Origin of the sequence: Streptomyces sp. NPDC005181, from assembly GCF_040608395.1 — a bacterium.
GTDB lineage: Bacteria > Actinomycetota > Actinomycetes > Streptomycetales > Streptomycetaceae > Streptomyces.
This window is the reverse complement of the sequence record NZ_JBEXID010000007.1, coordinates 86,687-107,244: the sequence shown is the minus strand read 5'-3', so window position 1 is coordinate 107,244 and position 20,558 is coordinate 86,687. Positions and strand designations below refer to the sequence as shown.

Genomic DNA, 20,558 nt, shown 5'->3' with positions numbered 1-20,558 from the left:
CCTAAAGGGTGCGCGGCTCGGTGAGGAGGCTCACAGCCCCGGGATGCGACCGTTGCGGAAGAGGTCCACGAAGATCTGGTGGTCGGCGCGCGCCCGGGCCCCGTAGCTGTGCGCGAAGTCCACCAGCAGCCCGGCGAAGCCCTCCTCGTCCGCCGCGATCGCCGCGTCGATCGCCCGCTCGGTGGAGAACGGCACCAGCGAGTGGCCGCTCTCGTCGTCCGCCGCGGAGTGCATCGTCGCCGTCGCCCGGCCGAGGTCGGCGACCACCGCCGCGATCTCCTCCGGCTCGTCGATGTCGGACCAGTCCAGATCGACCGCGTACGGCGAGACCTCGGCGACCAGCTGCCCGGAGCCGCCCAGCTCGGTCCAGCCGAGCCACGGGTCGGCGTGCGCCTGCAGGGCGCGCTGCGAGATGACCGTGCGGTGCCCCTCGTGCTGGAAGTACTCGCGCACGGCCGCGTCGGTGATGTGCCGGGAGACCGCCGGGGTCTGCGCCTGCTTGATGTAGATCACCACATCGTTCTCCAGGGCGTCGCTGTTGCCCTCCAGAAGGATGTTGTACGAGGGCAGTCCGGCCGAGCCGATGCCGATGCCGCGACGGCCGACGACGTCCTTCACCCGGTACGAGTCGGGGCGGGTCAGGCTCGACTCGGGGAGCGTCTCCAGATAGCCGTCGAACGCGGCCAGCACCTTGTAGCGTGTCGCCGCGTCCAGATCGATCGCGCCGCCGCCCGCCGCGAACCGGCGCTCGAAGTCCCGGATCTCCGTCATCGAGTCGAGCAGCGAGAACCGGGTCAGCGACCGGGCGTCGCGCAGTGCGCCCAGCAGCGGGCCCTCGGCGGTGTCCAGCGTGAACGGGGGCACCTCGTCGTTCTTCGCGCCTGTTGCGAGCGCGTGGATCCGCTCGCGGTAGGCCGCCGCGTAGACCCGGACGAGCTCACTGATCTGGTCGTCGCCCAGCGCCTTCGCGTACCCGATCAGCGCGACGGAGGCGGCGAACCGCTTGAGGTCCCAGGTGAACGGGCCGACGTACGCCTCGTCGAAGTCGTTCACATTGAAGATCAGCCGGCCGTTGGCATCCATGTACGTGCCGAAGTTCTCCGCGTGCAGATCGCCGTGGATCCACACCCGGCCGGTCCGGTCGTCCAGGTACGGGCCACCGTGCCGCTCCCGCTCCAGGTCGTTGTAGAACAGGCACGCCGTGCCCCGGTAGAAGGCGAACGCCGAGCCCGCCATCTTGCGGAACTTGACCCGGAAGGCCGCCGGGTCCGCGGCCAGGAGCTGGCCGAAAGCGGTGTCGAAAACCTCGAGAATCTGCTCCCCGCGCTGCGCTGCGCCGGTCTGCGCTTCCGACATTTCTGGGTGCCTCCTGGTACCTGGCGTTCATGACAAATGGGACGGGCGTCTCCGACCCCTCAACGCGCGACGGTACCGGGGAGTGCCCCTCGACTGTCAGTCCGGAGACGTAGACTTCCACGCTGTCCCCCCAGTCCGTCATTGCTTGTTTCCCCGGAGGCCCGACGCCGTGACCAAGCCGCCTTTTACGCACCTTCACGTCCACACCCAGTACTCGCTGCTGGACGGTGCCGCGCGGCTCAAGGACATGTTCGCTGCCTGCAATGAAATGGGCATGTCGCACATCGCGATGACGGACCACGGCAACCTGCACGGCGCGTACGACTTCTTCCATCAGGCGAAGAAGGCCGAGGTGACGCCGATCATCGGCATCGAGGCGTACGTCGCCCCGGAGTCGCGCAAGCACAAGCGGAAGATCCAGTGGGGCCAGCCGCACCAGAAGCGCGACGACGTCTCGGGTTCCGGTGGTTACACCCACAAGACGATCTGGGCGTCGAACAGGACGGGTCTGCACAACCTCTTCCGGCTCTCCTCGGACGCGTATGCCGAGGGCTGGCTGCAGAAGTGGCCGCGCATGGACAAGGAGACCATCGCCCAGTGGTCCGAGGGCCTGATCGCGTCCACCGGATGCCCGTCCGGTGAGGTGCAGACGCGGCTGCGGCTCGGCCAGTTCGACGAGGCGGTCCAGGCGGCCTCCGACTACAAGGACATCTTCGGCGAGGGCAAGTACTTCCTGGAGCTGATGGACCACGGCATCGAGATCGAGCGCCGGGTCCGTGACGGGCTCCTCGAAATCGGCAAGAAGCTGAACATCCCGCCGCTCGTGACGAACGACTCGCACTACACGTACGCCAGCGAGGCCTCCGCGCACGACGCGCTGCTCTGCATCCAGACCGGAAAGAACCTCTCCGACCCGGACCGCTTCCGGTTCGACGGCACGGGCTACTACCTCAAGACGACGGACGAGATGTACGCCGTCGACTCCTCCGACGCCTGGCAGCAGGGGTGCGCGAACACCCTGCTGGTCGCCGAGCAGATCGACACCACCGGGATGTTCGAGAAGCGCGACCTGATGCCGAAGTTCGACATCCCGGACGGCTTCACCGAGATCACCTGGTTCCAGGAAGAGGTCCGGGTCGGCATGAACCGCCGTTACCCCGGCGGCGTCCCCGAGGACCGGCAGAAGCAGGCCGAGTACGAGATGGACGTCATCATCCAGATGGGGTTCCCGGGATACTTCCTCGTCGTCGCCGACTTCATCATGTGGGCCAAGAACAACGGCATCGCGGTGGGCCCCGGCCGTGGCTCCGCGGCCGGTTCGATCGTCGCGTACGCCATGGGGATCACCGACCTCGACCCGATCGAGCACGGGCTGATCTTCGAGCGGTTCCTCAACCCCGAGCGTGTCTCGATGCCCGATGTCGACATCGACTTCGACGAGCGCCGGCGCGTCGAAGTGATCAGGTACGTGACGGAGAAGTACGGCGCCGACAAGGTCGCCATGATCGGTACGTACGGCAAGATCAAGGCCAAGAACGCGATCAAGGACTCCGCCCGCGTCCTCGGCTACCCGTACGCGATGGGCGACCGGCTCACCAAGGCCATGCCCGCCGACGTCCTCGGCAAGGGCATCGACCTCTCCGGGATCACCGACCCCAAGCACCCGCGCTACAGCGAGGCGGGCGAGATCCGGGGGATGTACGAGAGCGAGCCGGACGTCAAGAAGGTCATCGACACCGCCAAGGGCGTCGAGGGACTGGTCCGGCAGATGGGCGTGCACGCCGCAGGCGTCATCATGTCCAGCGAGCCCATCGTCGACCACGCCCCGGTCTGGGTGCGGCACACCGACGGCGTCACCATCACGCAGTGGGACTACCCGCAGTGCGAGTCGCTCGGCCTGCTGAAGATGGACTTCCTCGGCCTGCGCAACCTCACCATCATGGACGACGCCGTCAAGATGGTGGAGGCCAACAAGGGCATCAAGCTGGAGCTGCTCTCCGTCCCGCTGGACGACCCCAAGACGTACGAGCTGCTCTGCCGCGGTGACACGCTCGGCGTCTTCCAGTTCGACGGCGGCCCGATGCGCTCCCTGCTGCGCCAGATGCAGCCCGACAACTTCGAGGACATTTCCGCCGTCTCGGCCCTGTACCGGCCGGGCCCGATGGGCATGAACTCGCACACGAACTACGCCGAGCGCAAGAACGGCCGCCAGGAGATCACTCCGATCCATCCGGAGCTGGAGGAGCCGCTCAAGGAGACCCTGGGCCTGACCTACGGCCTGATCGTCTACCAGGAGCAGGTGCAGAAGGCCGCCCAGATCGTCGCCGGGTACTCGCTCGGCGAGGCCGACATCCTGCGCCGCGTGATGGGCAAGAAGAAGCCCGACGAGCTGGCGAAGAACTTCGTGCTCTTCCAGGCGGGCGCCAAGAAGAACGGCTTCTCCGACGCGGCGATCCAGGCCCTGTGGGACGTGCTGGTCCCGTTCGCCGGGTACGCCTTCAACAAGGCGCACTCCTCCGCGTACGGCCTGGTCACCTACTGGACGGCGTACCTCAAGGCGAACTACCCCGCCGAGTACATGGCGGCGCTGCTGACCTCGGTCAAGGACGACAAGGACAAGTCCGCGGTCTACCTCAACGAGTGCCGCCGCATGGGCATCAAGGTGCTCCCGCCGAACGTCAACGAGTCCGAGTCGAACTTCGCCGCCCAGGGCGACGACGTCATCCTCTTCGGGCTGACGGCCATCCGTAACGTCGGACAGAACGTCGTCGACTCGATCATCCGATGCCGCAAGGCGAAGGGGAAGTACAGCACCTTCCCCGACTTCCTCGACAAGGTCGAAGCGGTCGTCTGCAACAAGCGGACCGTCGAATCCCTGATCAAGGCCGGCGCCTTCGACGAGATGGGCCACACCCGCAAGGGCCTCGTCGCCCACCACGAGCCGATGATCGACAACGTGGTGCAGGTCAAGCGCAAGGAGGCCGAGGGGCAGTTCGACCTCTTCGGCGGCGGCGAGGAGGACAGCGACGAGCCGGGCTTCGGGCTCGACGTCGAGTTCTCCGACATCGAGTGGGAGAAGTCGTACCTGCTGGCCCAGGAGCGCGAAATGCTCGGGCTGTACGTCTCCGACCACCCGCTCTTCGGTATCGAGCACGTCCTGTCCGACAAGTCCGACGCAGCGATCTCCCAGCTCACCGGCGGCGAACACGCCGACGGCGCGATCGTCACCATCGGCGGCATCATCTCCGGCCTCCAGCGCAAGATGACCAAGCAGGGCAACGCCTGGGCCATCGCCACCGTCGAGGACCTGGCCGGGTCCATCGAGTGCATGTTCTTCCCCGCCACGTACCAGCTGGTCTCCACCCAGCTCGTCGAGGACACCGTCGTCTTCGTCAAGGGGCGGCTCGACAAGCGAGAGGACATCCCGCGGCTGGTGGCCATGGAGATGCAGGTTCCCGACCTCTCGTCGGCCGGGACCAACGCACCGGTGGTGCTCACCATCCCCACGGTCAAGATCACGCCGCCGATGGTCGCCCGCCTCGGCGAGGTGCTCAGCAGCCACCGCGGCAACACCGAGGTGCGGATCAAGCTCCAGGGCCCCCGGAAGACCACCGTCCTCCGGCTGGACCGGCACCGGGTCCAGCCCGATCCGGCGCTCTTCGGTGACCTGAAGGTGCTGCTCGGCCCGTCCTGCTTGGCCGGCTGAGCGACTACGCACGCATCACCGCACGGACACGAGGGGCGCCCCGCGAAAGCGGGGCGCCCCTCTCCGGTTACCGGCTACGGGCCGGACCGGGGAAAGCAGGTCAATTGTGGCCGAAGCGCCGCTGGTGCTTACGGGCAACATCAGCAGGGCTGCCCTGGGCCTGCGACTGAGGCTGGATCTGCGACTCGTAAGCCGTCGACTTCGCCTGCTCCGCACCGCGCTCCGAGGCGGACGCGCGGTCCTGCTGGCTGCTCTGCTTGCGGTTCTTGTTCTTGGCCATGGTGTTCCTCCTGTGCGGAATCTCGGGGCCAGCACCGCTGTCAGACTCACATATCAGGATATAGCCCGCATGTTGGATCATTACCGTGCGTAGTAAAGGAGGTATCATGCGCCGATTTATCGATCCGCCACGCCGATGATCGAGTTCCGGCCGTCAAGCCCCGTGCCGTCGGGCAGACTCGAAGGAAACCCTGAGCAAAACCCATTCCCGATTTCTGGAAGAGGGTGGAACGCGTGGACCGTTGCGTCGTCCTGGTGGACGCCGGCTATCTGCTGGGAGCGGCCGCGAGTCTGCTGGCCGGAGAGCCCGCCCGTTCCCGCATCACCGTCGACCATGCGGCGCTGATCCAGGGCCTGCGCGAGCGAGCCGAGGCCGATACGGCGCAGCCGCTGCTGCGGATCTACTGGTTCGACGGCGCCCCCGACCGCGTACCGCAGCCCGAACACCGCAGGCTGCGGGTCATGCCCCGGGTGACCGTGAGGCTCGGAGCGCTCACTCGCAGTGACGGACGGTGGGCGCAGAAGGGCGTCGACGCCGCCATGCATGCGGAACTCACCGAACTGGCCAGAAACCGCGCCTGCTCCGATGTGGTCCTGGTGACCGGCGACGGTGATCTGCTGCCCGGCCTGATGTCCGCCAAGGAACACGGCGTCGCCGTCCATCTGTGGGCCGTCCAGGCCGCCGACGGCGACTACAACCAGTCCGAGGACCTGGTCGCCGAAGCCGACGAACGCAGGGTGCTCGACCGGACGTGGATCACCCAGGCCGTCCGGGCCAAGGACAACGGTGGCAGCTGCGCCCCGCCGCCCGCACCCCGGCCCGAGATCGCCGCGATCCTCTCCGCGCCCCTGCCCGAGGCGGCCCTCGCAGCCTCCGCCGAGCGGGCCACGGAGGCCCAGGCGGCCGCCGCCCGCAACGGTACGGCGGAGCCGGCCGTCGACGACACCGCGCACGTCCCGGTTGCGCACGGCGGCAGGGGCGTCCCCACCCCCAAGGACCTGGCAGGCAGCCTCCGCGGCCCCGGCGCCCTGCCGGGCCACGCCGCCCCGCCCCCGGCGAGTGCCACCCTGCGCTGGTCCTCCGACAAGGGATGGGTGGAGCGCGGCGGCCAGCTCGGCGAACCCGCCGAGACCGCGTCGCTGCCCACCCTCGCCCAGCTCACCTCCGCCGAGCAGCGCTGGGCGGACCGCGAGGAGGACATCACCACCGTCGGCGGTGACCCCTTCGAGGTGGGCCAGGTATTCGCCCGGCGCTGGATGGAACGGCTGCCGGAGACCGTCCATCTGCAGAAGCTGTCGACCATGTACCCGCGCATTCCGCACCGCATCGACGGCGAGCTGCTGCGGTACGCGGCACGGTTCGGCCTGCTCGCCCACAAGGACGACCAGATCGACGAACACGACCGGTACGCGATCCGGGCGGGTTTCTGGCGCGAGATCGATGTACGCGCGGCGGCCGAACACGCCCCCGCGGCGGAGTAGTCCGGCGGCCCCGGGCGCAATCCGGGGCATCCGACCCCGTACCCTCATACCTCGTGAGTACGGGCACAGCACAGGCGCAGACGGCGACCGGGACCGTGTGCGCGGTGCGTGATCTGGTCAAGACCTATCCCGCCGCCCGCGGCCGCCGCGGCGCTCCCGCCACCCCTGAGGTGCGCGCCACCGACGGGATCAGCCTCGACGTCCGGCGCGGCGAGATCTTCGGACTGCTCGGACCCAACGGAGCCGGGAAGTCCACGCTCGTCCGGCAGCTCACCGGGCTGATGCGGCCCGACTCCGGCAGCGTCGAGATGCTCGGCCACGATCTCGTACGCCACCCCGAGCGGGCATCCCGGCTGGTCGGCTACCTCGGGCAGGAGTCCACCGCCCTCGACGAGCTGACCGTGTCGCTCGCCGCCGAGACCACCGGGCGGTTGCGCGGACTTGCCGTACGCGACGCCCGCGCCGCACGGGACGCCGTACTCGACGAACTCGGCCTCACCGACATCGCCGCGCGCCCCCTGAAGAAGCTCTCCGGCGGCCAGCGGCGGCTCGCCTGCTTTGCGGCGGCGCTGGTCGGGGATCGCCCGGTGCTCGTCCTCGACGAGCCGACGACCGGGATGGACCCCGTCGCCCGGCGCGCCGTCTGGGCCGCCGTCGACCGGCGGCGCGCCGAGCGCGGGGTGACGGTGCTGCTGGTCACCCACAACGTGATCGAGGCCGAGACCGTCCTCGACCGGGTCGCCGTCATCGAACGCGGCAAGGTCATCGCCTGCGACACCCCGACCGGGCTCAAGGAGCGCGTCGCGGGTGAGGTCCGGGTCGAGCTCATGTGGCGCGAACGCGCCCCCCTGGACGTCCCTGAAGTGGCCGCTCTGCGCGCCCTGGCCCAGGAGTCCGGCCGCCGCTGGGTACTGCGGCTCGGGCCGGACGAGGCGCGTGCGGCGGTCGCGGCGGTGACCGGCGGGGCGGCGTTCGCCGCGCTGGACGACTTCACGCTGGCGACGCCGAGCCTGGAAGATGTCTATCTGGCACTCGGCGGGAATGCGACGCAGGGGCTGGTGAAGGCGTGACCGGCGCGATCGATGTGACGCACGTGATCGGTGTGATCGGGTACGGATACAGGGCCGCGCAGGGACCGAACAGGAGCAGCGCCAGGTGACGAGCATTGTTCCTGCAGAGGTGGCCGGCGCCGAGCCGGTGACCGCAAGCCTTTCCCCTGCCGGGGACGGCGGGGGCGCCGTTGTCGCGCCGCTCGCGCCGCGCGCCGGGCTGTTCCCCTCGCTCGCCGCCATCTACCGGGCCCAGCTGTCCCGGGCCAGGGTCGCCCGGATCCCGCTGCTCTTCGTGGCGACCTTCCAGTCCATCGGGATCATGATCCTGATGCGCGGGGTCGTCGACGGCGGTGCTGAGGCACGGGCCGTCGTCGCCGGGTCCAGCGTCCTCGTCGTCGCCTTCGTCGCGCTCAACCTGCTCGCCCAGTACTTCGGGCAGCTGCGGGCCAGCGGAGGGCTCGACCACTACGCCACCCTGCCGGTGCCGCCCGCCGCAGTGGTGCTCGGTGCGGCCGGGGCGTACGCCTCCTTCACCGTGCCCGGCACGATCGTCACCGCGGTCACCGGGAGCGTTCTCTTCCAGCTGCCGATGACCCACCTGTGGGTGCTGGTCGCCGTCATCCCGCTCTCCGGCGCCGCGCTCTCCGGGCTCGGCGCCGCACTCGGACTGCTCGCGCCCCGACAGGAGCTGGCCACGCTGCTCGGGCAGCTGGGCATGTCCGCGGCGCTGCTGCTCGGGGTGCTGCCTGCCGACCGGATGCCCGCGCCGATCGGCTGGGCCCGTGATCTGCTGCCCTCGACGTACGGGGTCGAGGCACTGTCCCGGTCGTTCGGCGCCCATCCCGATTGGGCGGTCATCGCCCTCGATCTCGCCGTCTGCGCGGTTGTCGGTGTTCTCTCGCTGGCCGTGGCGACCTGGGCGTACCGCAGGGCGGCGGTCCGGTGAGGCGCAGCACAGGGAGGCCTGGCACGATGGCACGGTGACCGCACCTCTGACGCCGCCCCACCGGCCCTCGCCCAACGATCCCTGGCAGATCCCGCCGAAGGGCGGTGGCTCCCACCCCGGGATGCTCCCGGAGTCGCAGGAGGAGCACGACCGTCGGGCGGATCTGTGGCGGGCTGCCCTGATCACCGTCCTGACGACGGCGGCCGGCATCGCGCTGGGAGCGCTGTGGCTGTGGCTGGCGCCGCGGGTCCCGCTGGTCTCCGACAACCAGGCGGTCTTCCTCAGCGAAAGCGAGGGCGAGCAGGCGATCGGCTCCGACGGCACGTTCGTGCTGCTTGCGCTCGCCTTCGGCGCGGTGGCTGCGGTCCTCGTCTTCTTGTTCTTCCGGCGGGGTGGGATCGCGCTCGTGGTCGGCCTCGCCCTGGGAGGGCTGCTCGGGTCCCTGGTCGCCTGGGGGGTCGGCGTCTGGTTCGGGCCGGAGCGGGATGTGGTCGCCCACGCGCGTGAGGTCGGCAAGGGCGTGGTGTTCGATGCGCCGCTGGAGCTGCATGCGAAGGGAGCGTTGCTGGCGTGGGCGCTGGCGGCGATGGTCGTTCATCTGGCGCTGACGGCGGTGTTCGGGCCGCGGGATCCGGAGCCGGAGTCGGGGGGATGGACGCCTGGGGCGCCCGGGACGCCCGGGACCGCGCCGGGGTCTCCCACGGAGCGGTAGGGACAGGGGGCGGGGTGGGCCGCTGCGCGGGGCCCTCGCCCCGCGCCTTCCCGGAACCGGGGCGCCGTCCCGGACCGCGGTTCTCAATCTCCCCTGTAGGCCCTCAAGGCGTGGGGAACCCCCTCGAAGGGCTTGATCTTGCCGGGCGGGCTCGGAAGGGTGCCTACGACCGTCCGATCGGCGCGAACACCGCCCCCGTCAGCGACGCCAGATCCGCCGGGGACAGTTCCACCTCCAGGCCGCGGCGGCCGGCCGATACGCAGATCGTGTCGTGGGTCTGCGCCGACGCGTCCAGCACCGTCGGCAGCCGCTTCCGCTGGCCCAGGGGGGAGATGCCGCCCCGTACGTAGCCGGTCGTACGCTCCGCCGCCGCCGGGTCCGCCATCGCTGCCCGCTTGCCGCCGACCGCCGAGGCCAGGGCCTTCAGGTCCAGGGAGCCGGCCACCGGGACGACCGCCACGGTCAGGTTGCCGTCCACGTCGGCCACCAGTGTCTTGAACACGCGGTCCGGGGAGACGCCGAGCGCCTCGGCGGCCTCCTCGCCGTAGGAAGGGGAGGCCGGGTCGTGCTCGTACGCATGGGTCGTGAACGGTGTGTCCGCCGCGGTCAGGGCGACCGTCGCCGGGGTACCGCCGGAGCCGGACTGCTGCTGTTTCTTCGACTTCTTCGCCACGGGGCAGGGTCCTCGGGTGGGCAGGTCAGTTGGAGTGGGTGGGGGCCCTGGTCAGGTCCACCGCGGGCAGCGACGGCAGATGGCGGATGACCGCCGTCTCGGACCGCAGCAGCGTCAGCTCCTCGCGCAGCCGCGTCGCCGTGTCCGGTGCCTGCAGCAGCCGCTGCTTGGTGGGGATGTCCAGGACCGCCGCAGCGGCCACCAGATAGGAGACGACCGACGGGTCGTCCGGCAGTTCCGCGCCCGTTGTCAGCGAGCGTTCGCTCGCTCCGGCCAGCCGCTTCTGGTAACTGCGGAACGCCCGCAGCACACCCTCGGCGAGTGCACCGGCCTCCTCGCCGGCCTCCTCGTCGAGCTCTTCGAGTTCGGCCGTCAGATACGGGCCGCTCGCGTCGACCGAGAGCAGCTTGACCCGGGTCGTTCCGGTCGCCAGGACCTCGAAGCTGCCGTCCGCCCGCTCCCGGATCTTCGCCGCGTCGGCGATACAGCCGACCCGGTGGAAGGTCTGGACCGGGTCGGGGCCGAAGCCGTCCGAGGGGCCGCGCTCGGCGGCGGGCACCGTGGCGGCGTCCGGCATGCCGAGGGCCGTCGGGGCGGTCTCGCGGCCGTCGCGGATGGCGACCACGGCGAAGCGGCGCGGTTCGTCCTCATCGGTCTTCAGCAGCTCGCGCGTCATGGCGCGATAGCGCTCCTCGAAGACGTTGAGCGGCAGCACGAGGCCGGGGAACAGCACCGCGTTCAGCGGGAAGAGGGGCAGACGAGCGGTGGTCACAACGGTCAAGCGTAATGGCCGTGCGACCGGCCGTGGTCGGCCCGGTTCCACAAGGGCGTCGCGGAGGCCACCTGGAGCCGCGCCCCGTCCCGCGCATCCAGGAACTGGCCCAGCGGATCATCGGACACCAACGACCACGGGAACGACGCCGCATGGGGCCCGATCAGCCGGAACTGCTCCAGTGCCTCGTCCCACCGGCCCCGCACGACCAGTACGTACGCCAGCAGATTGCGGACCTCGGCCGGCCAGGGATCGCCCGGCTCGAAAGCGGCGGAGAGCGTGATCGCCAGATCCGCGGCCGAGTCGATCCGCTCCTCCAGCACCGACGTCGTCTTCACGTCCGGACCGGCGATCAGCAGCGCGAACGCGGCCCGCACCGGCAGTGCCTGCACCAGCGAGCTGGGCAGCGAGTCCTCGGCGGCCCGTTCGGCGAAGTCGAAGCACTCGCGGTGCGAGCCGTACCAGGCGGCGGAGAGGTACTGCAGCGCCGCGACATGGCAGCCGTAGTGGTGCGACGAGCGCCGGATCGCCTGCTCCCACAGCGCCTCGAAGGTGGTGTGCGAGGCATGCGTGCCGCGCGCGTGTTCCAGGGCGAGCCGCCATGGCACCGGGTCGCGCGGATCGCTCTCGGCCGCTGCGGCGATCAGCGGCCCCGCGTCGTGCAGCCGCTCCGCGCGGGCGGGCGATTCCCAGGCCCGGCGGACGGCCAGCTCGGCCTTGACGAGCAGCGCGTCGGGGTCGTGCGGGGCGGCGGCGAGCCAGTCGTTCAGCCAGCCGTCGCGGTTGCGGGCGAAGGTGACGAGCCGGCTGAGATAGCGGTCCCGGTTCTCCCACTCGGCCGCGTCCCGGGTGGTGGCGAGAAGCTTCGCGGCCGGCTCGTACTCACCGAGGGCGGCGGCTACGAGGGCCGGGGAAAGCCGTTCGTCCGGGGCGTCGAGCAGCACCGCATCGTCCGCCGGCAGTCCCGTGGACAGCCGCGGCGAGTGCCGGATCATGCGCGCGGTACGAAGCAGAGCGCGAAGGAATGCCATGGTGCAGACCATTGAAAAGCGCTGGTAGGGGCAGCGCCAGAGGGGCACTGTGAAGCTTTGGTGCCGAGTACATGGGTTGCCCCGAAGGCGGTCAAGAAAAAGTAAAGGAATGTAGGGAATCTGGCTCGATCCTGTTGTTCCGGCGGTCGCGTCCGTCTCTTCGGCCGTCGGTCGGCCGGTCGTTCGAGCGCCCCGGCGAAGGCTGTCGGGCCGCGTGCCGACCGGGCGGCGGAAGGGGACGGGGCGGTGGGGCGGAACGGTTTGCAGCCCGGACCGGGCCGACGCGGGTCAGCCCCGGCGCAACAGCCGGGACGCGCCCGCCGCCACGGTGGTGGCCAGTATCCATCCGAGCAGCACCAGCGCGGCCGCAACCCACTGCCAGCCGTCCTCCATCCGCCAGTACCCGTCCTGCCCGAGGTTGATCACGGGGACCAGTAGATCCAGTGCGTACAGCGCCGCATTCCACTCCGGGTGTTCGTCCCGCTTGATCGGCGCCGGGTCGTATTGCGAGAAGGCCACTGCCCCCGCCGCCCACAGCACCGCCATCCACACCGCCGCCCGCCCCGGCCGGTAGCCGTACGCCACCGTCCAGTCCTGCAGGATCCCCCACAGCTTCGCGGCGGGCGGCAGCGTCTCGCGGCGCCGCCGCTGCTTGGCGAGCAGCACCTCACGGGCGTCCGCGTCCTCGCCGCAGTTGCGGAGCACGGCCGCCAGCCGCTCGTACGGCTCCGGTACGTATTCGGGGGTCGCCGCCGCCACCCACTCCAGGCGCCGGGAGAGCGGGAAGTGCCCGTACGGGACGAGGTTTTCGTACACGAAGCCGCCCATCGCGAGCCCGCCCGGTCCCGGCCAGCTGGTCGACACGTCGATCAGCGTGACGACCTTCGCGCCGTTCAGCACGACCCGGCCCTCCTCCGGCCGCTCCGCGTTGAACCGCAGCTCCGGAGCGACGATCCGGCGCAGCGACAGCTCCTCGTGGCGCGCCAGCACGAACCGTGCCTTGTGCAGATCGACCGCGTCACCGAACCGCCCGTCGTCCAGCCGCACCCCGCCGCGGCACTCGAAGATCTGCGAACGGGTGCCGTGCGCCGGGGTCGGGGCCATGACAATTCCGTACGGGGGAGTGGTGCCCTGGTTCCCCGTGTCGACGCTCACCCAGGCCTCGGTCATGTAGAGCGTGCGCTCCACGGTCAGCTGAGGGGCGTTCAGCGCACGCCGGCCCCGCCCGGCCCGCAGCCGGCTGCCGCGCAGACTCATCGAACCGCCCACCTTCGCCCCACGCAGGCTCAGTTCGCCGCGTGCCTCCACCATCTCGGCCTGCAGGTCCTGCGCGACCGTGAGCCCGTCCCCGGCGAGGGCGCGGCCCTGCCGGTCGGCCCCCAGCTCGATCTGGTTGAGCAGCAGATCCGTGCCGATATGGGCGTCGGTGAGCCGGATCCCGGGCTCGATCCGGCAGCGCGGCAGATGCAGATCGCCCTCGGTGTGCAGCCGGGCCGCCTCCAGCCGGGGCACCGCGCAGCCGACCATCCGTAATGTCGTGAAATGGCACTCGGGCAGCACCACCTCGTTCTCCAGCCGGCAGCCCGTCAGCTCCACGTACGGCGCGACGCGTCCGCCCGCGAGATCCAGCGTCCCGGTGATCCGTATGCCCCGGAGCTTCAGCGCGGCGACACGCCCGGGCCGGGCCGGCGGCCCGCTCAGCAGCAGCCGGGCGACGACCCGGGCGTCCACACTGCGCTCCGCGCCCCAGGCCGTCGGCGCGAACGGATCGTCCCGGAGCGGGTCGCGGGCGCGCAGATCGTAGGTGCTGCCGTTCCGGAAGGCCTGCCACATACCCAGCTCGGCCGCGCTGAGAGCGTCCGGAATGTCACCGTTCTGCGGGTCGGTCACCGTGGCCCCCTCCGCTTGCAGTTGTTATTCCCTCTCTGTTCCCTCTGTGTGACGCCGTGAACGCCGGTAGTCAGCAGTGGCCGGGAGTAGTCGGCTGTGACCGCCGCGACATGTATCAGCCAGTGATACGGGCGAACTGTCGCCGATGGCGGTCTGAGAGAATTGCGGTGTGATCTCTCGAATCGATCTGCGCGGTGGTGCCCTCCCTGAGGGCGGCGACCTGCGCGACCTGCTGCCCCGAGCCGAGTTCGACGTGGAAGCCGCGCTGGAGACGGTGCGCCCCATCTGCGAGGACGTACGCCATCGTGGCTCAGCGGCAGTGATCGAGTGGGGGGAGAAATTCGACGGCGTACGGCTCGATTCGATCCGGGTCCCGGTATCGGCGATCGCGGATGCGCTGGAGCGGCTGGATCCCGCCGTACGGGCCGCCCTCGAGGAGTCGATCCGCCGCGCCCGCCTCGTCCACCACGAGCAGCGCCGTACCACGCACACCACCCAGGTCGTCCCCGGCGGCACGGTCACCGAGAAGTGGGTGCCCGTCGAGCGCGTCGGTCTGTATGTGCCGGGCGGGCGCTCCGTCTACCCGTCGTCCGTGGTCATGAACGTCGTACCGGCCCAGGAGGCGGGCGTCGAGGGCATCGCCGTCGCCTCCCCGCCGCAGAAGGAGTTCGACGGCCTGCCGCACCCCACCATCCTCGCGGCCTGCGCCCTGCTCGGCGTCGACGAGGTGTACGCGGCCGGTGGCGCCCAGGCCATCGCGATGTTTGCTTACGGAACGGCTGAATGTCTTCCGGTGAACCTCGTCACCGGCCCCGGCAACATCTATGTCGCCGCTGCCAAGCGCCTCCTCAAGGGCCGCATCGGCATCGACGCCGAGGCCGGCCCCACCGAGATCGCGATCCTCGCCGACTCCACCGCCGACCCGGTGCACATCGCCGCCGACCTGATCAGCCAGGCCGAGCACGACCCGATGGCCGCCGCGGTCCTCGTCACCGACTCCGAGGAGCTGGCCGCCGCCACCGAGGCGGAGCTGAAGCCGCAGGTCGCCGCGACCAAGCACATCACCGACCGGATCGAGCCCGCGCTGGCCGGCCGTCAGTCCGCGATCGTCCTGGTCAACGATCTCGAGGACGGCCTCAAGGTTGTCGACGCGTACGCCGCGGAGCACCTGGAGATCCAGACCGCCGACGCCGCCGCTGTCGCCGACCGGGTCCGCAACGCCGGAGCGGTCTTCGTCGGCCCGTGGGCCCCGGTCTCGCTCGGTGACTACTGCGCGGGCTCCAACCACGTCCTGCCGACCGGTGGCTGCGCCTGCCACTCCTCGGGTCTGTCCGTGCAGTCCTTCCTGCGCGGCATCCACATCGTCGACTACACGCGCGACGCGCTCGCCGAGGTCGCCCACCATGTCGTGACCCTCGCCGAGGCGGAGGACCTCCCCGCCCACGGCGCCGCTCTCAAGGCACGGTTCGGCTGGAAGGTTCCGCAGCAGTGACGAACAGCAAGTCGATCCGGATCGACGATCTTCCGGTCCGGGACGAGCTCCGCGGCCAGTCCCCCTACGGCGCCCCGCAGCTCGACGTTGCGGTACGGCTGAACACCAACGAGAACCCGTACCCGCTTCCCGAGGCGCTCGTCGACCGCATCGCCGAGCGCGTCCGCGAGGCCGCCCGCGACCTCAACCGCTACCCCGACCGGGACGCCGTCGAGCTCCGTACCGAGCTGGCCCGCTACCTCACCCGCACCGCCGGGCACGAGGTCGGTCTCGCCAACGTCTGGGCGGCCAACGGCTCCAACGAGGTGCTGCAGCAGCTGCTGCAGACCTTCGGCGGTCCCGGACGCACGGCGATCGGCTTCGAGCCCTCGTACTCGATGCACGCGCTCATCGCCCGGGGAACCGGCACCGGGTGGATCTCCGGACCGCGCAAGGACGACTTCACGATCGATGTCGCGGCGGCCTGCGAGGCCATCGCCGAGCAGCGACCGGACGTCGTCTTCATCACCTCGCCCAACAACCCCACCGGCACCGCCGTCGACGCCGAGACCGTGCGCACGCTGTACGACGCCGCCCAGGCCGCCGGGCCGTCGATGGTCGTGGTCGACGAGGCGTACGGCGAATTCAGCCACCACCCCTCGCTGCTTCCGCTGATCGAGGGCCGGCCGAACATGGTGCTCTCGCGCACCATGTCGAAGGCGTTCGGCGCCGCCGGGCTGCGGCTCGGCTATCTCGCCGCCGGCCCGGCCGTCGTGGACGCCGTGCAGCTGGTGCGGCTGCCGTACCACCTGTCCTCCGTCACCCAGGCCACCGCGCTCGCCGCCCTGGAGCACACCGATACGCTCCTCGGGTACGTCGCCCAGCTCAAGAGCGAGCGCGACCGGATCGTCACCGAACTGCGCGCCCTCGGCTTCGACGTGACGGACTCGGACGCCAACTTCGTCCAGTTCGGCCGCTTCGCCGACAGCCACACCGCCTGGCAGCAGATCCTCGACCGGGGCATCCTGGTCCGGGACAACGGCGTACCGGGATGGCTGCGGGTCTCCGCAGGAACCCCGGAAGAGAACGACGCGTTCCTCGATGCGGTACGCGAACTCAAGAAGGAGCACGACGCATGAGCCCCCGCGTAGGCCGCGTGGAACGCACCACCAAGGAGACGTCCGTACTCGTCGAGGTCAACCTCGACGGCACCGGCACGGTCGACGTGTCGACCGGGGTCGGCTTCTACGACCACATGCTCGACCAGCTCGGCCGCCACGGCCTCTTCGACCTCACGGTGAAGACCGAAGGCGACCTGCACATCGACACGCACCACACCATCGAGGACACCGCCCTCGCCCTCGGTGCCGCCTTCAAGCAGGCCCTCGGCGACAAGGTCGGCATCTACCGCTTCGGTAACTGCACCGTCCCGCTGGACGAGTCGCTCGCCCAGGTCACCGTCGACCTCTCCGGCCGCCCCTACCTGGTGCACACCGAGCCGGAGAACATCGCGCCGATGATCGGCTCCTACGACACGACGATGACCCGGCACATCCTGGAGTCGTTCGTCGCCCAGGCGCAGATCGCCCTGCATGTCCACGTCCCGTACGGCCGCAACGCCCATCACATCGTGGAGTGCCAGTTCAAGGCGCTCGCCCGCGCCCTGCGGTACGCCTGTGAGCACGACCCGCGCGCTGCCGGAATCCTCCCCTCCACGAAGGGTGCGCTGTGACCGGCCTCAACACCGTGCTGATCGTCGTCGGCCTCTTCCTGGCCGGCGGCGTCTACTCCTTCTCGAAGCAGAAGATGCCCACGGGCCTCATCGTGCTGCTCGGGATCGCCTCCGTGATGTGCCTGGTCGCAGGCGTCTTGCGGATCCAGGGACTCTGGGACTGAGGGAGCGACCTGTGAGTGACCAGAAGAAGGTCGTCGTCTTCGACTACGGCTTCGGCAACGTCCGTTCCGCCGAGCGCGCCCTCGCCCACGTCGGCGCGGACGTCGAGATCACCCGCGACTACGACAAGGCGATGAACGCCGACGGGCTGCTGGTGCCCGGCGTCGGTGCGTTCTCCGCCTGTATGGAGGGGCTGAAGAAGGCCCGCGGCGAATGGATCATCGGTCGCAGGCTCTCCGGCGGCCGGCCCGTGATGGGCATCTGCGTCGGCATGCAGATCCTCTTCGAGCGAGGCATCGAGCACGGCGTCGAGATGGAGGGCCTCGACGAGTGGCCCGGCACCGTCGCCCCGCTGAAGGCCCCGATCGTTCCGCACATGGGCTGGAACACCGTGCGGTCCCCGGAGGACTCCGAGCTCTTCGCCGGTCTCGACCCCGAGGCCCGGTTCTACTTCGTGCACTCCTACGCCGTGCACGACTGGAGCCTCGAAGTCACCAACGCCAGGATCCGCGCACCCCGGGTCACTTGGGCCACCCACGGCGAGCCGTTCGTCGCCGCAGTGGAGAACGGCGCCCTGTGGGCCACCCAGTTCCACCCCGAGAAGTCCGGCGACGCCGGCGCCCAGCTGCTGACCAACTGGATCGGAACACTCTGATGTCCACCAAGCTTGAGCTCCTCCCCGCCGTCGACGTCCGCGACGGCCAGGCCGTCCGCCTCGTGCACGGCGAGTCCGGCTCCGAGACCTCGTACGGCGACCCCTTGCAGGCCGCCCTCGCCTGGCAGCAGGCGGGCGCCGAATGGCTGCATCTCGTCGACCTGGACGCCGCGTTCGGCACCGGTGACAACCGGGCGCAGATCGCCGAGGTCGCCCGCTCCATGGACATCAAGGTCGAGCTGTCCGGCGGCATCCGCGACGACGCCTCGCTCGCCGCGGCCCTCGCCACCGGCTGCACCCGGGTCAACCTCGGCACCGCCGCCCTGGAGACCCCCGAGTGGGTCGCGAAGGTCATTGCCGAGTACGGCGACAAGATCGCCGTCGGCCTCGACGTCCGCGGTACGACGCTGCGCGGCCGCGGCTGGACCCGCGACGGCGGCGACCTCTACGAGACGCTCGCCCGCCTCGACTCCGAGGGCTGCGCCCGCTATGTCGTCACCGACATCGCCAAGGACGGCACGCTCCAGGGCCCCAACCTGGAGCTGCTGAAGAACGTCTGCGCCGCCACCGACAAGCCCGTCGTCGCCTCCGGCGGTGTCTCCTCGCTGGACGACCTGCGGGCGATCGCCTCGCTCGTGCCCGACGGGGTCGAGGGCGCGATCGTCGGCAAGGCGCTGTACGCGAAGGCGTTCACCCTGGAAGAGGCGCTGCAGGTGGTCTCCGCATGACCGACTCCGTCCGCCGTGTCTCCTCCGGGGCCCCCTGGGAGGAGAAGTTCGGCTACTCCCGAGCGGTGGAGCTGTCCAACGGGCTCGTCCTGGTGGCCGGCTGCACATCGGTGGTCAAGGGGCAGATCTCCGCGGGCGGCCCGTACGAGCAGGCCGTCGCCTCCTTCAACGTCGCCTTCGACGCGCTGAAGCAGGTGGGACTCGGCCGTGAGGACGTCGTCCGTACCCGGATGTACATCACGCACGCCCGGGACGTGGACGAGGTCGGCCGCGCCCACAAGGAGTTGTTCGACGACGTCCGCCCCGCCGCTTCCATGATCATCGTGTCCGGCTTCGTCGACCCCAGCCTGGTCGTCGAGGTCGAGATCGAGGCCTACCGGGCAGGTGTGCAATGAGTCTCGCGGTACGCGTCATCCCGTGCCTGGACGTCGACAACGGCCGGGTCGTGAAGGGCGTCAACTTCCAGAACCTGCGCGACGCGGGTGACCCCGTCGAGATGGCGAAGCTGTACGACGCCGAGGGCGCGGACGAGCTGACCTTCCTCGACATCACCGCGTCCAGCGGCGACCGGGAGACGACCTACGACGTGGTGCGCCGCACCGCCGAGCAGGTCTTCATCCCGCTCACCGTCGGCGGCGGCGTCCGCACCGCCGACGATGTCGACAAGCTGCTGCGGGCCGGCGCCGACAAGGTCGGCGTCAACACCGCGGCCATCGCCCGCCCGGACCTCATCCGGGAGATCGCCGAGCGGTTCGGCCGACAGGTCCTCGTGCTGTCCGTGGACGCCCGCCGTACCCCCGAAGGCACCTTCGAGGTCACCACGCACGGCGGCCGCAGGGGCACCGGCATCGACGCCGTCGAGTGGGCGCACCGGGCCGCCGAGCTGGGCGCGGGCGAGATCCTGCTCAACTCGATGGACGCGGACGGCACGAAGGACGGCTACGACACCGAGATGATCGCGGCGGTCCGGGGGCATGTGACCGTCCCGGTCATCGCCTCCGGTGGCGCGGGCCGGCTCGCGGACTTCGCGCCGGCCATCGCGGCGGGCGCCGACGCGGTGCTCGCCGCGTCCGTCTTCCACTTCGGTGATCTGAGGATCTCCGAGGTCAAGGGCGCACTGCGGGAGGCCGGGCACCCGGTCCGCTGACCGCGGAGTCATCGATCGCCGGACGGAACCGATATGCGGTTCCGTCCGGCGATCGGCGTTTGCGGGCCGTGCCCTGTCCGATCGTGGCAGCAGTGCCAAACTCCACAACTTTTATTGCACAATAAAGATTGCGCAAGTTTTCTTTCCTATCTACGGTGGAGGGCATGGCAAGCAATGAACCGCGCCGGGTCTCGGATCTGGAGACCTTGAAGGCGTTCGGACACCCCCTGCGGATGAAGCTGTACCGAGCGCTCTACATCTCCCGGAAAGCCACCGCCTCCCAGCTCGCCGAGCTGGTCGACGAGGCGGTCTCGCTGGTCAGCTACCACCTGCGCAAGCTCGCCGACCACGGCCTGATCGAGGAGGCCGAGCAGCAGGGCAAGGATGGCCGCGAGCGCTGGTGGCAGCCCGCGTCGAAGGGGCTGAACTTCCACGACGAAGACTTCAGCGACGCGCCCGAGAAGGTCGCCACGCATGCCGCTGTCGGCAGGCTCTCCTTCGACCAGCACATCGAGCTGTACCGCCGTTACCTCGACTCGGCCCAGAGCTGGTCGCTGAAGTGGCGCAGCGCCGCCTCCAGCTCCGAGTACCTGGCCCGGCTCACCGCCGACGAACTGGCCGCGCTCAACCGCGAAGTGCACGAGGTGATCGACCGGTACGAGGAGGCCGGCCGTGCCCGCGACGAGGCGGGGGACACGGAAGGGCGCGAGAACGTCGCCATGCACCTGTACGCATTCCCGTTCCGCACCTGAGCCGGCGCCCCG

Annotated in this window: 20 protein-coding genes; 14 read left to right on the top strand and 6 right to left on the bottom strand. The window is 70.1% G+C overall.

What is annotated here, in order from left to right:
* Nucleotides 1–30: 30 nt before the first annotated feature.
* Complete coding sequence (locus tag ABZV38_RS07395; RefSeq protein ID WP_356325492.1) at nt 31–1,356, bottom strand: DUF2252 domain-containing protein; 1,326 nt, start codon at nt 1,354–1,356, stop codon at nt 31–33.
* A 169-nt stretch (nt 1,357–1,525) separates the two neighbouring features.
* On the opposite strand from ABZV38_RS07395, the gene dnaE reads away from it, so the two are divergent.
* Nucleotides 1,526–5,062, top strand: a complete 3,537-nt coding sequence (dnaE, locus tag ABZV38_RS07390) for a DNA polymerase III subunit alpha (RefSeq protein ID WP_356325491.1) — start codon at nt 1,526–1,528, stop codon at nt 5,060–5,062.
* Nucleotides 5,063–5,162: 100 nt separating this feature from the next.
* Here the strand turns inward: dnaE and ABZV38_RS07385 are convergent, their stop codons facing one another.
* Entirely contained in the window at nt 5,163–5,342 is a 180-nt protein-coding gene (locus ABZV38_RS07385; protein ID WP_356325489.1) for a hypothetical protein, read from the bottom strand.
* A 224-nt stretch (nt 5,343–5,566) separates the two neighbouring features.
* Between ABZV38_RS07385 and ABZV38_RS07380 the strand changes: the two genes are divergently transcribed.
* The 4 genes from ABZV38_RS07380 to ABZV38_RS07365 all read left to right on the top strand — a co-directional run bounded on the left by ABZV38_RS07380 (nt 5,567) and on the right by ABZV38_RS07365 (nt 9,533).
* A complete protein-coding gene (locus tag ABZV38_RS07380) occupies nt 5,567–6,823 on the top strand; it encodes an NYN domain-containing protein (protein WP_356325487.1) in 1,257 nt (418 codons plus the stop codon).
* A 95-nt stretch (nt 6,824–6,918) separates the two neighbouring features.
* A complete protein-coding gene (locus ABZV38_RS07375) occupies nt 6,919–7,893 on the top strand; it encodes an ABC transporter ATP-binding protein (RefSeq protein ID WP_356325653.1) in 975 nt (324 codons plus the stop codon).
* A 127-nt stretch (nt 7,894–8,020) separates the two neighbouring features.
* Nucleotides 8,021–8,821 (top strand): ABC transporter permease, encoded by an 801-nt coding sequence (locus ABZV38_RS07370; protein ID WP_356325651.1) that lies wholly within the window; start codon nt 8,021–8,023, stop codon nt 8,819–8,821.
* 34 nt (nt 8,822–8,855) lie between these two features.
* A complete protein-coding gene (locus ABZV38_RS07365) occupies nt 8,856–9,533 on the top strand; it encodes a hypothetical protein (protein WP_356325485.1) in 678 nt (225 codons plus the stop codon).
* 163 nt (nt 9,534–9,696) lie between these two features.
* Here the strand turns inward: ABZV38_RS07365 and ybaK are convergent, their stop codons facing one another.
* The 4 genes from ybaK to ABZV38_RS07345 all read right to left on the bottom strand — a co-directional run bounded on the left by ybaK (nt 9,697) and on the right by ABZV38_RS07345 (nt 13,899).
* A complete protein-coding gene (gene ybaK / locus ABZV38_RS07360; RefSeq protein ID WP_356325483.1) occupies nt 9,697–10,206 on the bottom strand; it encodes a Cys-tRNA(Pro) deacylase in 510 nt (169 codons plus the stop codon).
* Between the two features lie 25 nt (nt 10,207–10,231).
* Entirely contained in the window at nt 10,232–10,978 is a 747-nt protein-coding gene (locus ABZV38_RS07355; RefSeq protein ID WP_356325481.1) for an LON peptidase substrate-binding domain-containing protein, read from the bottom strand.
* A 5-nt stretch (nt 10,979–10,983) separates the two neighbouring features.
* Nucleotides 10,984–12,021: a hypothetical protein gene (locus ABZV38_RS07350; RefSeq protein ID WP_356325478.1), complete on the bottom strand. Its 1,038-nt coding sequence runs from the start codon at nt 12,019–12,021 to the stop codon at nt 10,984–10,986.
* Between the two features lie 276 nt (nt 12,022–12,297).
* On the bottom strand, nt 12,298–13,899 hold the full coding sequence (locus tag ABZV38_RS07345; RefSeq protein ID WP_356325476.1) for an oxidoreductase: 1,602 nt from the start codon (nt 13,897–13,899) through the stop codon (nt 12,298–12,300).
* A 169-nt stretch (nt 13,900–14,068) separates the two neighbouring features.
* On the opposite strand from ABZV38_RS07345, the gene hisD reads away from it, so the two are divergent.
* From hisD to ABZV38_RS07300, 9 genes are all read left to right on the top strand, one after another.
* Entirely contained in the window at nt 14,069–15,391 is a 1,323-nt protein-coding gene (gene hisD / locus ABZV38_RS07340) for a histidinol dehydrogenase (RefSeq protein ID WP_356325474.1), read from the top strand.
* Entirely contained in the window at nt 15,388–16,509 is a 1,122-nt protein-coding gene (locus tag ABZV38_RS07335) for a histidinol-phosphate transaminase (RefSeq protein WP_356325472.1), read from the top strand. The genes hisD and ABZV38_RS07335 overlap by 4 nt, the downstream gene beginning before the upstream one ends.
* On the top strand, nt 16,506–17,102 hold the full coding sequence (hisB, locus tag ABZV38_RS07330; protein WP_356325470.1) for an imidazoleglycerol-phosphate dehydratase HisB: 597 nt from the start codon (nt 16,506–16,508) through the stop codon (nt 17,100–17,102). Before ABZV38_RS07335 ends, hisB begins: the two co-directional genes overlap by 4 nt.
* The gene (locus ABZV38_RS07325; protein ID WP_356325468.1) at nt 17,099–17,266 is read left to right on the top strand and encodes a hypothetical protein; all 168 of its coding nucleotides are present in this window, start codon (nt 17,099–17,101) and stop codon (nt 17,264–17,266) included. The genes hisB and ABZV38_RS07325 overlap by 4 nt, the downstream gene beginning before the upstream one ends.
* A gap of 11 nt (nt 17,267–17,277) precedes the next feature.
* On the top strand, nt 17,278–17,919 hold the full coding sequence (hisH, locus tag ABZV38_RS07320; RefSeq protein WP_356325466.1) for an imidazole glycerol phosphate synthase subunit HisH: 642 nt from the start codon (nt 17,278–17,280) through the stop codon (nt 17,917–17,919).
* On the top strand, nt 17,919–18,647 hold the full coding sequence (gene priA / locus ABZV38_RS07315) for a bifunctional 1-(5-phosphoribosyl)-5-((5-phosphoribosylamino)methylideneamino)imidazole-4-carboxamide isomerase/phosphoribosylanthranilate isomerase PriA (protein WP_326631047.1): 729 nt from the start codon (nt 17,919–17,921) through the stop codon (nt 18,645–18,647). The genes hisH and priA overlap by 1 nt, the downstream gene beginning before the upstream one ends.
* On the top strand, nt 18,644–19,042 hold the full coding sequence (locus ABZV38_RS07310) for a RidA family protein (RefSeq protein ID WP_267005653.1): 399 nt from the start codon (nt 18,644–18,646) through the stop codon (nt 19,040–19,042). Before priA ends, ABZV38_RS07310 begins: the two co-directional genes overlap by 4 nt.
* The gene (gene hisF / locus ABZV38_RS07305; protein WP_267005654.1) at nt 19,039–19,794 is read left to right on the top strand and encodes an imidazole glycerol phosphate synthase subunit HisF; all 756 of its coding nucleotides are present in this window, start codon (nt 19,039–19,041) and stop codon (nt 19,792–19,794) included. Before ABZV38_RS07310 ends, hisF begins: the two co-directional genes overlap by 4 nt.
* A gap of 164 nt (nt 19,795–19,958) precedes the next feature.
* Nucleotides 19,959–20,546, top strand: a complete 588-nt coding sequence (locus tag ABZV38_RS07300) for a helix-turn-helix domain-containing protein (protein ID WP_356325464.1) — start codon at nt 19,959–19,961, stop codon at nt 20,544–20,546.
* The last annotated feature ends 12 nt before the right edge of the window (nt 20,547–20,558 follow it).

Coding starts and splice junctions, on each gene's coding strand:
- ABZV38_RS07395 (WP_356325492.1), bottom strand. CDS start 1,356: ATGTCGGAAGCGCAGACCGGCGCAGCGCAGCGCGGGGAGCAGATTCTC.
- ABZV38_RS07385 (WP_356325489.1), bottom strand. CDS start 5,342: ATGGCCAAGAACAAGAACCGCAAGCAGAGCAGCCAGCAGGACCGCGCG.
- ABZV38_RS07350 (WP_356325478.1), bottom strand. CDS start 12,021: ATGGTCTGCACCATGGCATTCCTTCGCGCTCTGCTTCGTACCGCGCGC.
- hisB (WP_356325470.1), top strand. CDS start 16,506: ATGAGCCCCCGCGTAGGCCGCGTGGAACGCACCACCAAGGAGACGTCC.
- priA (WP_326631047.1), top strand. CDS start 17,919: ATGTCCACCAAGCTTGAGCTCCTCCCCGCCGTCGACGTCCGCGACGGC.
- ABZV38_RS07310 (WP_267005653.1), top strand. CDS start 18,644: ATGACCGACTCCGTCCGCCGTGTCTCCTCCGGGGCCCCCTGGGAGGAG.
- hisF (WP_267005654.1), top strand. CDS start 19,039: ATGAGTCTCGCGGTACGCGTCATCCCGTGCCTGGACGTCGACAACGGC.
- ABZV38_RS07300 (WP_356325464.1), top strand. CDS start 19,959: ATGGCAAGCAATGAACCGCGCCGGGTCTCGGATCTGGAGACCTTGAAG.